Origin of the sequence: Chitinophaga sp. (genome assembly GCF_036566945.1) — a bacterium.
Classification (GTDB): domain Bacteria; phylum Bacteroidota; class Bacteroidia; order Chitinophagales; family Chitinophagaceae; genus Chitinophaga.
The window spans coordinates 1-12,188 of the sequence record NZ_DATCVJ010000975.1 but is presented as its reverse complement, the minus strand read 5'-3'; the positions used below and the strand labels follow the sequence as shown (position 1 = coordinate 12,188).

The following is a 12,188-nucleotide window of genomic DNA, read 5'->3' as shown; positions in this document are numbered from 1 at the left end:
CCTGGATTATCCGTGGCCCGGGTATCGCAAAAAATAAAGAAATTAAAAGCAGCGTAATGACGTACGATACCGCTGCGACCCTTGCATGGATCTTCGGATTAAAAACACCACAGGTGTGGATCGGAAGACCCGTAAAAGACGCGTTTAAATGATTTTGCGATGCCGGAATGAAGAGATGGCAGGAAGAAATGATAACCATTTGATATTACCATTGACGACTGCGCTTCTCCGACAAAATATTACATTCCGGCATCTGCAAATCCCTAAATAATGATGCTATGAAAAAAATGCTGTTAATTACCGCCGTATGTTTTACAGGTATGACACTCTTTGCACAAACACAGAAAGTAAAGGTGCTGACCTACAACATTCACCATGGGGAAAACATGAAACAAGTACTGGACCTGCAAGGAATTGCCAATGTGATATTGGCGACCAACCCTGACCTGGTAGCACTACAAGAGGTGGATAGTGCGACTGACCGCACCGGCCAGACGGATCAGTTAAAAGTACTGGCTTCCATTACAGGCATGTATACCTATTTCGTTAAAGCCCTGGATTTGGGTGGTGGTGGCTACGGCACCGGCATTCTTTCCCGCTACCCCATCGAAAACGGTACAACGATGCCATTACCTTCCACCAAGGGAAATGAGCCGAGAGCAGCAGGCATTGTTACTATAAAATTACCAGGAGATAGCAGCCTCCGATTCGTGACCACACACCTGGATGCCGGCAAACAAGCCACCGACCGGGTAGCACAGGCGAATGCACTGGCAGACTATTTCCGGGAAACAGGTATTCCCACGATCCTGGCGGGCGACTTCAACGCCCTCCCTGCTTCAAAGGAAATCACGGTACTCAAACATGTATTTACCGATGCTACCAGCCAGATGGGACCTACCTTCCCTTCTGATTCCCCCCGGATAAAAATTGATTATATCATGGTAACTCCCAAACACAAATGGACCATCACCGGCGCACGTATCATCGAAGAAACGGTCGCATCCGATCACCGGCCGGTACTTTGTGAACTGGAATTGAAATGAGCAAAAAGCGGAAAGCAAAAAGCAAAAAGCTATCATAGCGGACACTTTTAGCTGATATTCTCTTATATCTCCGCTACAATAGCTTTTTGCTTTCTGCTTTTTGCTTTCTGCCAAACAATAAAAAACAATCTAAAACTATGACAATGAAAAGAGTATTTCACCTGTGTATGCTTACAGCAGCAGCAGGACTGTGGAGTTGTTCCGGCACTCAACAGACCACTGCTCCCAAAGGCAAGGTGAGCATCATTCCTATGCCGGCCAGCATCAGCGAAAAATCAGATTCTTTTTTGCTGGATAAGCAAACCGTCATCGTTGCCAACAACGAAAGCGACAAAAAAACAGCCGCCTTATTTAATGCGTGGCTGAAAGAACTGACCGGCTATGAACTGGATATAAAAGATCAGGGCGACAAGAATGCCATCCTCTTGCATACCGGCAACGACACTACTAACGTAGAAGGATATACGCTGAATGCTGATCACAATAATGTGACCATCAACGGTAACAGCAGCGCCGGTACTTTCTATGGTGTACAGACGCTGATCCAGTTGCTGCCCGTAGAAAAAGCACATGCCATGTATATTCCCGGTGTAAGCATCACCGATGCGCCGCGCTTCGCTTATCGCGGGCTGCACCTCGATGCATGCCGTCATTTCTTTTCTGTAGATTTTGTGAAGAAGTACATCGACCTGCTGGCGATGCATAAGATGAATACCTTTCACTGGCATCTTACAGATGATCAGGGCTGGCGTATTGAAATAAAAAAATATCCACGTCTGCAGGAAATCGCCTCCAAAAGAAAGGAAACCATGGCGGGTCGTTACGACGACAACAAATACGATGGTAAACCTTATGGTGGCTATTATACACAGGAACAGGTAAAAGAAGTGGTGCAGTATGCTGCTGATCATTTTGTAACCGTTATTCCTGAAATTGAAATGCCAGGTCACGCACTTGCCGCACTGGCAGCATTTCCTAACCTGGGTTGCACCGGCGGACCATACGAAACAGGCACCCATTGGGGCGTATATGATGATGTATTTTGCGCAGGCAACGACAGCGTTTTTCTTTTCTTACAGGATGTACTGGATGAAGTATTACCGCTGTTCCCCAGCAAATACATTCACATTGGTGGCGACGAATGCCCCAAAGTACGCTGGGAGAAATGTCCTAAATGCCAGGCACGCATGAAAAAAGAAGGACTGAAAGATGAGCATGCACTGCAAAGCTATTTCATCCAACGCATGGAGAAATACCTGAACAGCAAAGGCCGTCAGATCATTGGCTGGGATGAAATCCTGGAAGGTGGTTTGGCGCCTAATGCTACCGTGATGAGCTGGAGAGGCATCGAAGGCGGTATCACTGCTGCCCAGCAGAAACATGATGTGATCATGACGCCAGGCGAATTCTGCTACTTCGATCACTACCAATCCAAAAGCCCTAACGAACCACTGGCTATCGGTGGATTCCTGCCGGTAAATAAAGTGTATTCCTATGAGCCGGTACCTGCTGAACTGAACAGCGATCAGGCGAAATATATCAAGGGTGCACAAGCCAACCTCTGGTCAGAGTATATCGGCAACAATGATTACATGGAGTACATGGTATATCCGCGGGCATCTGCCTTAGCAGAAGTACTGTGGTCTCCAAAAGACAAACGTAATTACGACAACTTCATTGACAGACTGAAAGTACATGTAAAACGTTTGGACCTGAAAAAAGTAAACTACGCCAAACATGTATTTGCAGTAACCGGTGCCGTAACAGATAATGGTAAAGGTGGCGTACAGGTAGAATTAGGCTGCAAGCTGGATGGTGGAAAAATATTTTTCACTTCCGATAGTACTGCTCCTACCCCTCAGGCGACTCCTTATACGCAGCCGGTACAAATCAGCCATGCCGGTACCATCCGCGCGCAGGCATTTGCAGATGGCAAACCGTTTGGCAACGAATTTAGCCAGACATTCATTTTTCACAAGGGAATGGCTAAAAAAGTAACACTGACCAATGCGGCAGATAAAAGTCATAGCCCTGCCAGCACCTTTACATTGGTAAATGGTGTGGTGGGCAATGCTTCCTATAACGATGGCGAATGGTTTGGTTTTAAAGGCGTCAATATGGAAGCAGTAGTAGCACTGGATAGTATCCAGGATATTCAACAGGTAGGTATCAATACCATCAACGCAAAAGGAGACTGGATCTATCCACCCAAACAAGTGGTATTTTCTGTATCTGATGATGGTAAAATCTATAAAGAAGTGTACAAACAAACTGCCTTTGCGCAGGAAGGCATTAACAAAGTACGTGGCAAACTGCAACAGGTGCGTGGTCGTTTTGTAAAAGTGCAGATGCAGAACTTTGGTAAGATCCCTGCCGGTGCGCCAGCAGGAGCAGGCAATCCCGCATGGTTGTTTGCTGATGAGTTCATAATAGAATAAAAATCAGAAAACCGTTCGCGCAATTGCGAACGGTTTTCATCTTATGACTCCTACACCAAAATATGTAATACGGCCTTCAGCCGCTGTATGCTAAACATATTAACGAGATCAAATATTAATTGGTTCACTACAAGCTAAAGAAATATAATTTAAATATTGCTAAATAATAACGCGCATTAGCAGTAAATTCTTTAATTTTCCGGCTCGTTTTTAAACCGCATCTAATCAAAAACGTTTACAAATGACGATTAATCATCAGGAAATCGAACTGATCGACAGCTTTGAACAAATTGCTGTGGAAATACATCCTTCTGCCAAAGAGGGTTCCAAAGCAGTGGCGCAGGAAATTGCCGCGTTAATCCGCGAAAGACAGGCTGCCGGTCAAAAATGTATCTTAGGACTGGCCACTGGATCCACGCCTAAATATCTCTATGCAGAACTGGTACGTTTGCACAAAGAAGAAGGGTTGAGCTTCAAAAATGTAATCACCTTTAACCTGGACGAATACTATCCGATAGAACCGGATGCTTTACAGAGCTATAACCGCTTTATGAAAGAGCACCTGTTCAATCACATCGATATTCCGGAAGGACAATTCTTTGTTCCGGATGGCACGATTCCGAAAGATCAGATCAAAAAATATTGTGAAGCATACGACAAACGCATTGAATCGTTAGGTGGTATTGATATCCAGGTATTGGGTATTGGTAACAACGGCCATATTGGCTTCAACGAGCCAGGTGCGAATATGAATTCACACACCCGCCTCGTTACATTGGACAACAGCACCCGTTTGGCCAATGCCTACGAGTTCCCTAATATGAGCCAGGTGCCTCGTTTAGCGATCACTATGGGTCTTAGCAGCATCTTCAAGGCAAAACGCATTTTGCTGATGGCCTGGGGTTCTCACAAATCCAAAATAGTACGTCGCTCTGTAGAAGGTCACAGTACCGATCAGGTACCTGCTTCCCTGTTGCAACAGCATCCTAACTGCAAATTCATCATCGATGAACAGGCAGCTGCGGAACTGACCCGCTTCAATGAACCATGGCTCACCGGCGACTGCGAATGGACACCCGGCCTGATCCGCAAAGCGGTGACCAGCCTGGCACTGAAGCTGAATAAGCCTATCCTCATGCTCACAGATAAGGACTATAACGAAAATGGTTTGAACGACCTGATCGTACAATATGGTTCTGCCTATGAGCTCAATATTGAAGAATTTAACGCCATCCGCGATACCATTACCGGCTGGCCTGGTGGTAAACCTGGTCCGCAGTTACCAAATCATCCGGAACGTTCAGAGCCTGCTAAAAAGCGTGCACTGATCTTCTCTCCGCATCCTGATGACGATATCATCTCCATGGGTGGTACTTTCATCCGCCTGCACGAACAAGGTCATGATGTACACGTAGCTTACCAGACTTCCGGTAACATCGCCGTTACAGACGAATTCCTGTTGCGCTTCATCGACTTCGCAGTAGGATTTGAAGGTATGTTCGACATTGATAAGAGCAAAAGTTCCCTGATCCTGGATGAAGCCAAAGCTTTTATCCGTACCAAGAAGCCAAGCCAGAAAGATACACCGGAAATCCGCGCCATTAAAGGGCTGATCCGCCGTTGCGAAGCAAAAGCTACCTGCCGCTACGTTGGCGTGGAAGACAATGCGCACTTCATGAACCTGCCTTTCTATGAAACCGGTCTGGTGGAAAAGAAACCAATGGGTCCTGAAGATGTAGCCCTGACAGTAGCACTGCTCCGCGAACTGAAACCTCAGCAGATCTTCTGCGCAGGTGACCTCGCAGATCCACATGGTACACACAAGGTATGCCTGGACATTATTTTTGCTGCACTGGACATCGTAAAGTCAGAAGACTGGGCGAAAGATTGCTGGGTATGGCTGTACAAAGGTGCATGGCAGGAATGGGAAATCCATGAAATTGAAATGGCTGTTCCGATGAGTCCTGACCAGGTAATGCAGAAACGCCTCGGTATCTTCATCCACCAGAGTCAGAAAGATGTGGTGCCTTTCCAGGGTACCGATCTGCGTGAATTCTGGCAACGTGCGGAAGACCGTAACGCTAACACCGCTGATCTCTACGACCGGTTAGGCTTACAGAAATACGCCGCCATGGAAGCATTCGTACGCTATCATTTCATGTAGTATAGATTTTTTTCGCGAATTTTGTCTTACTCAGGATTATACTGATTTTGATGATTTTGATGATTTTATTTTGGAAGATGAAAGAAGATAACAGTTAATTATTTGCTGATATCCTTTAAAATCAAAAATCATCAAACAAAATCATCAAAATCAGTATAATCCTGGACAAAGACAACATTCGCGAATTTTTTAATATGAATCTGAGCAGAGCAATTGAAATAGCCACGGAGGCCCATAAAAACCAGGTAGACAAATACGGACAGCCTTATATAGGGCATGTATTCCGGGTAATGCAACTGGGCCGCACCGAGGACGAAAAAATAGTAGGTGCATTACATGATGTAGTGGAAGACACCGACTGGACCTTTGAAGCACTGGAACAGGAAGGACTGGCGCCACACCTGCTGGCAGCCCTTTACTGTGTAACTAAACTGGAAGAAGACGAAGACTACGACCACTTTATAGACCGGACCCTCCAGAATCGTCTCGCCTGTATGGTCAAACTGAATGACCTGACAGATAACATGGATATCAAACGAATGACAAACGTGAAGGAACAGGATATAGCCCGCCTTAATAAGTACCTGCATGCCTACCGGAGAATTGCCGCAACCGTTATCCAGTAGAATTTTTTTTTACCGCCTTCCAATTAAACTATTAAATTACAGTAGAAAACAGAATAGCCATCAATGGAAAACGATATCCTCATTGACTTTAGGTTTGCCAAAGAGAAGCCAAGATTCGGTGAATTATTCTTAATTACAGGAGAAGAGCATCCTAAATTTCCGCCCAGGAACAAATTTTTTGCACAACTGGCGCCGTTGGGTTTTGAACAACTCGACGATTTCTTTGGTATCCTTAATAGCGAAGATACCGGTGATGACGTGCTGGTATGGCTTTTTCCCATGCTCAACGGGGAAGAAGTATTTCACAACAGCGGACCTTTCGATGCCATCAGACTGTCTTACAGCGCGCTACGCAATGCACCGGTGAACATCTCCCTGCTGCAGGACTGCTTTAATACCATCAAAGGAATGCCCGATGTGGAAATAGCATTTGACGGCAACAACATCAGCGACTTTGCCCCCGTGCAAAAGAAAGCAGATGAAATTGTTGCCTACTGGCGTGACAACGACATAGAACCCGGGTCCGAACAAAGCCTCCTGATTGAAGAAGAGGAAGAAGAAGGCTGGGAAGATGAAGACGATGACTGGGACGACAATGACGATTGGGATGAAGAAACCGACACCGACGAAAAAAAGGAAAAATAAGATCTTATATAGCAGGGTGTCTTCACAGACACCCTCTTTTTTGGGGCCACTGCGAACACCACGCACTCCCCCGCCCATAATTTACTTTTGATACTTCCATTTTTATTTTTATATTTCATAAATAGAAATAACTGTACCTAACCTGACTTACGCCAACCGATCATGAATAAACAAGCCAACAAAAAAGGCATTGCAGCATTGTTGCTGGTAGCCGCTTTAATACTGGTATTGCTCATTTCCGGTATTCCGTCTGCCCATAAGGCCAATAAAAAGAATTGTGTGCCCACCAGCGGCATCGTACAGGAATTGAAAAATGGTCCTCCCGGTATCATGATTCACCTGAAAGATGACCCAAAAATTTATTACATCTCCCGTAAATCCAATACCAGCATCACCCTGAATACGCTGGAGCAACAATTACGTGGAAAAAAAATAGCGCTCTACACCAGTCAGGACTGGTCGCCCCTCGACCCGTTTTCCAGCATGAAACAAATTCATCGCCTTCAGATAGCCGATACCGTTATATACGCTGAATTCTAGGCCCAATCTTTGTGCGGATGCAACACGGGTGGAAGCCGGAGTCCCTTCCTCCACTAAACAGTAATTTTACCATATGCATCTCAACAAACATTTGTCCTGCCTCGCATTGGCAGTATTATTGGCATCGTGCAATCTGAAAACCAAAAGCAAATACGATAACGAAGAAGCTACAGCCGCCAACAGCAGCCATAGCACCACTAAAAAAAGCACCACCCCTAAAATAGCCGGTGCTATTGCCCCCATCATCAGCGAAAGAATCAGCGGAGGCGCCACCATTTACAATAATCCTGGTGGCGAACCAATCGTTTCCCTGCAGGATTATATCCCCCTTCGTTGTGCCCCCATCAAAAAAGACTGGTACCCCGTCAGCGTGGATTTTGATATTACAAAAGAAGAATTCAGCAAACCCCTTTTCACAAAAGGCCGCAAAATAAAAGTAAACGGCGTGGCCGCAGGCGTTTTACAAAAGGATATGAAGCTACCCGTATCTACCAATGGAGAAAAAATGTGGGCTACCATCAATGGCTATACGGAAAAGAAAAATATCCGGAATGGCTCGATTATAGAAAACTCGCTGACGTCCTACCTCAAACAACACGCAGGCCGCAGCACCGATGATATGCAGCCCTTTATCGCCAATTTTAAGCTGGAGGAAGAAACGGCCTTAAAGCCCTATGTACTGTATTTCAACTATGAAAGCGGTATAGACGATCCCAGTCCCCTGTACCGCCTGGCCCTCGTATTCCAGGGCAAACAACTCATCGGCGTATTGCATTCCCGTCCGCTACAACTGGAAGGTAGCAGCTCCCGCCGCCTCCAACGCGGCTTTACTGTAAACTACCTCAATGGCATCGATAAAATGCTGAAAGAAGATTTTGCCGTCAAGTTCAACAAGTTCATTCTCTCTGTTGATTAAGGCCATAACATTTGGTTATCAGGTATCACCAATCAACATTTGACTTCGGCCCTGCTGATACGGAACTTTGTGCTTCATTACAAATGTTCGTGTATGCAACAACAGAAGATTCGAGCCGCCTGGATAACCGATAACACTCCTAAAGTAATATTCCTCACCACAGCAGCCATTACCTTGCTGCCCATCGTACAACCGCCGGTAGCCCTGCTCTTGGGCTTTGCCCTGGCCCAAACTACCGGGAACCCATTCCCGGTGGCCACGCCACGGATCACGCACTGGCTGCTGCAACTCTCCATTATAGGAATGGGATTTGGCATGAACGTACACAGCGCCCTGAAAGCCGGTAGCGAAGGTTTTCTGTTCACCATCACTGCCATCACCGCCACCCTGCTCACCGGCGCCGTATTGGGTAAACTGCTTGGTGTAGATAAAAAAACAGCCCACCTCATTTCCTGTGGTACCGCCATCTGCGGCGGCAGCGCCATTGCGGCCATAGCACCGGTGATGAAGGCCGGCGAGAAGCAAATTTCCGTAGCACTGGGCATCATCTTTTTACTCAATGCCCTGGCCCTCTTCATATTTCCGGTAGTAGGCCACCTGCTGCATTTATCCCAACAACAATTCGGATTATGGTGCGCCATCGCCATTCACGATACCAGCTCTGTTATTGGCGCCGCCAACAAATACGGCGACGAGGCCCTGCAAATAGCTACCACCGTAAAATTATCCCGCGCACTCTGGATTATCCCCGTGGCTTTCATTACCACCCTGCTTTTTAAAACAGATGCCGGCAAAATAAAAATCCCCTGGTTCATCGGCATTTTTGTGGTCGCTATGCTGCTCAATACCTGGGTGCCGTTGGTTCAACAGGCAGGCCCCTTTATGGTGCAGAGCGCCAAAACAGGTTTATCCCTCACCCTGTTCCTGATAGGTACTCATCTCAGCAGAGCTTCCTTACAGGGCATTGGACGAAAACCCTTGCTGCAAGGGGTTGTACTGTGGGTATTAATCAGCATCGCTACCCTGATAGCCATTTGTTCCCTGGTATAGCTCACCGGGAAAAATCCCATGATAATCTAATTCTCATTTTTACATATATTTGATGATAGTTCGAAAGACACAACCAAAATAACCAGTAACGCTATCCAATAACTAATATGATTACACGTAATTCATGAGCCGGTCTCCCGCCACCAAATCGGGCACCTATATGGCTGCATTCCGTGCCATCGAAAGTACCAAACCGGAAAAAGAACGTTTATTGTATGATCCGTTCGCGGCTGTATTTCTGTCAAAATTCTACCAGCTATTACTGGTTTTCTGCAATATTTCCCTGTTCAGGAATGTTATCACCGCCTGTATCCAGTTTCGCTGGCCGGGTACTTTCACCGCCGCGATAGCCCGCACAAAATTGATCGACGACATGATCATAGATGCGGTCAGAAATGAAGGCATCAATCAGGTGATTATCCTCCATGCTACTTATGATACGCGGGCACATCGCCTGAACGTAGGTGTACCACTGCATTATGTAGAAATGGATCACCCGGCCCTGCAACGTCGCAAATCAAAGCTACTGGCCTCACTGGGAGGTATACCTGGCATCCCGATCGACTATGTACAACTGGATATGAACACCCAGCAGATTTCTGAAGTGATTCCTCAGTTGCTCTATCGGCAGCATTACAAAACATTATTTCTTTGGGAAGGACTTACGTCCAATATGGAAGCCAAACAAGGCGAAACGATCTTTCATCATATCAGGCAATTTAATCCCGGCACACAGATCATCTTTACCTACGTGGAAAAAGCGGTACTGGAAAATCCCAAATCATTCTACGGATTTGAAAAGGTAAACAAGTTGCTGCGCCGTGCCGGCGAAGGCTGGGATTTTGGTATGTGTCCGGCGGAACTACATGCCTATCTGGAAGCACATGATATGAACATTCGCTACGATGGCGGCGCTGCCGACTACCGTGCACAGTACTTCGGCGAGAAGAGTAAGCACATGAAAGGCTACGAATATTTCAGGGTAATAAGAGCAGAAGTGAAATAGCAGGCGTATCTTCGGTAAATCATTTTTTACCAATCCGCATATGCATATTCATTACTTTCAACACGTTCCTTTTGAAGGATTAAGCTGCATTGCTGACTGGGCGGCTAAAGGAAATCATACCCTCACCCATACCCGCTGGTACGAAAAAACAGATACCGCTGCATTAGCGGATGCGGAATGGCTCATTATCATGGGAGGCCCTATGGGCGTGTACGAACAGGATCAATATCCCTGGATGCCCAACGAAATAGCCCTCATCCGGGAGGCTATTCAGCAAAATAAAAAAGTATTGGGCATATGCCTAGGCGCCCAATTGGTAGCCGCCGCACTGGATGCTAACGTGTACCCACATACGCAAACAGAAATAGGCTGGTTTCCGGTGGACCTCAGCTTTCAGGATAAAGCTGCCCCGTTACAAACCGTGCTGCCACAACATTTCAACACCTTTCATTTTCACGGCGACACCTTCGACGTACCCGCCGGTGCTACCCGCTTCGCTGCCTCAGCAGCCTGCAGTCACCAGGCATTTATTTACAACGATCGGGTTATAGGTTTACAGTTTCATATGGAACTCACACCGGAAAGTCTGCAGGACATGCTGAACGCTGGCGCCGCTACCATCGCTGCCGGCGGCTCCTTTATTCAAAGCGAAGAAAAAATACATCAGCACGAAAATTTGCTGACACAAAATAATGACATCCTCTTTCGCCTGCTGGATTATATGGCGGCACTGTAAAAAAAACTGATTGTATGAACGCTGCGTTTGATGTGTTGATTATAGGTGGTGGCCCCATTGGCCTCGCCTGCGCGCTGGAAGCCAAGAAAGCCGGACTTAACTATATTATCATAGAAAAAGGCTGTGTAACAAATTCTCTCTATAACTACCCGTTGTACATGACCTTTTTTTCTACTTCAGAAAGACTGGAAATCGGGCATGTACCTTTTGTATCCATCAATCCCAAGCCTACCCGGCCGGAAGCACTGGAATACTATCGCAGAGTAGCTACCTCTCATGAACTGAATATCAGGCTGTTTGAAGAAGTGGAACAGGTAACACCTAACGCCGGCGAATATACGGTGACCACCAGCAAAACCACTTATCATGCACGGCATGTAGTGATTGCCACCGGCTTCTATGATATCCCCAACCTCATACAGGTACCAGGTGAAGATTTGCCAAAAGTAAGGCACTACTATAAAGATCCGCACTTCTACGCCACACAGGATGTAGTAGTGGTTGGAGCGGCGAATTCCGCGGTGGATGCTGCATTGGAAACATACCGAAAAGGCGCCCGCGTAACCATGGTCATTAAGCAATCCGAGATCGGCGCCCGCGTAAAATACTGGGTAAAACCGGATATTGAAAACCGGATTAAAGAAGGGTCTATCAAAGCCTATTTCTATTCTACGATACAGGCAATCCGCGAACGCGAAGTAGATATCCTGACACCCGAAGGCACCGTGACTATTCCGAATGATTTTGTGATTGCCATGACTGGCTATCAACCCAATTTTACATTACTGGAAAAAGCAGGGATCACTTTATCTGACGACAACATAAAAATGCCGGTGTATAATCCACTCACCATGGAAACCAATATGCCGCGTATATACCTTGCAGGCGTGGTTTGTGGCGGAATGAATACACATGTATGGTTCATTGAAAATTCAAGGGAGCATGCAGATAAAATTATAGCGCATATTAAGGGTAATGCTTAGCGCGATTTTTTGTCTTTACCAGGATTATACTGATTTAG

10 protein-coding genes and 1 pseudogene are annotated in these 12,188 nt (G+C 46.3%); all 11 read left to right on the top strand.

What is annotated here, in order from left to right; genetic code table 11:
- Positions 1-278: 278 nt before the first annotated feature.
- The 11 genes and pseudogenes from VIP81_RS29290 to VIP81_RS29240 all read left to right on the top strand — a co-directional run bounded on the left by VIP81_RS29290 (position 279) and on the right by VIP81_RS29240 (position 12,150).
- Positions 279-1,046, top strand: coding sequence for an endonuclease/exonuclease/phosphatase family protein (locus VIP81_RS29290; protein WP_331970121.1), 768 nt, complete (start codon positions 279-281; stop codon positions 1,044-1,046).
- Between the two features lie 143 nt (positions 1,047-1,189).
- Positions 1,190-3,484: a beta-N-acetylhexosaminidase gene (locus VIP81_RS29285; protein WP_331970118.1), complete on the top strand. Its 2,295-nt coding sequence runs from the start codon at positions 1,190-1,192 to the stop codon at positions 3,482-3,484.
- Positions 3,485-3,719: 235 nt separating this feature from the next.
- Positions 3,720-5,648: pseudogene (nagB, locus tag VIP81_RS29280) on the top strand (glucosamine-6-phosphate deaminase); the annotation flags it as partial.
- A gap of 194 nt (positions 5,649-5,842) precedes the next feature.
- Positions 5,843-6,274 carry a phosphohydrolase gene (locus VIP81_RS29275; protein WP_331970114.1) on the top strand — a complete coding sequence of 144 codons (432 nt, stop codon included), beginning with the start codon at positions 5,843-5,845 and terminating at the stop codon, positions 6,272-6,274.
- 63 nt (positions 6,275-6,337) lie between these two features.
- Positions 6,338-6,919: a hypothetical protein gene (locus tag VIP81_RS29270; RefSeq protein ID WP_331970111.1), complete on the top strand. Its 582-nt coding sequence runs from the start codon at positions 6,338-6,340 to the stop codon at positions 6,917-6,919.
- A gap of 162 nt (positions 6,920-7,081) precedes the next feature.
- The gene (locus VIP81_RS29265) at positions 7,082-7,459 is read left to right on the top strand and encodes a hypothetical protein (protein ID WP_331970108.1); all 378 of its coding nucleotides are present in this window, start codon (positions 7,082-7,084) and stop codon (positions 7,457-7,459) included.
- Positions 7,460-7,532: 73 nt separating this feature from the next.
- Complete coding sequence (locus VIP81_RS29260; RefSeq protein ID WP_331970104.1) at positions 7,533-8,375, top strand: hypothetical protein; 843 nt, start codon at positions 7,533-7,535, stop codon at positions 8,373-8,375.
- A gap of 93 nt (positions 8,376-8,468) precedes the next feature.
- Positions 8,469-9,425: a YeiH family protein gene (locus VIP81_RS29255; RefSeq protein WP_331970101.1), complete on the top strand. Its 957-nt coding sequence runs from the start codon at positions 8,469-8,471 to the stop codon at positions 9,423-9,425.
- A gap of 124 nt (positions 9,426-9,549) precedes the next feature.
- Positions 9,550-10,431, top strand: coding sequence for an SAM-dependent methyltransferase (locus tag VIP81_RS29250; RefSeq protein ID WP_331970098.1), 882 nt, complete (start codon positions 9,550-9,552; stop codon positions 10,429-10,431).
- A 40-nt stretch (positions 10,432-10,471) separates the two neighbouring features.
- Positions 10,472-11,167 carry a type 1 glutamine amidotransferase gene (locus VIP81_RS29245; RefSeq protein WP_331970095.1) on the top strand — a complete coding sequence of 232 codons (696 nt, stop codon included), beginning with the start codon at positions 10,472-10,474 and terminating at the stop codon, positions 11,165-11,167.
- A 14-nt stretch (positions 11,168-11,181) separates the two neighbouring features.
- On the top strand, positions 11,182-12,150 hold the full coding sequence (locus tag VIP81_RS29240) for a YpdA family putative bacillithiol disulfide reductase (RefSeq protein WP_331970092.1): 969 nt from the start codon (positions 11,182-11,184) through the stop codon (positions 12,148-12,150).
- Positions 12,151-12,188: the final 38 nt, after the last annotated feature.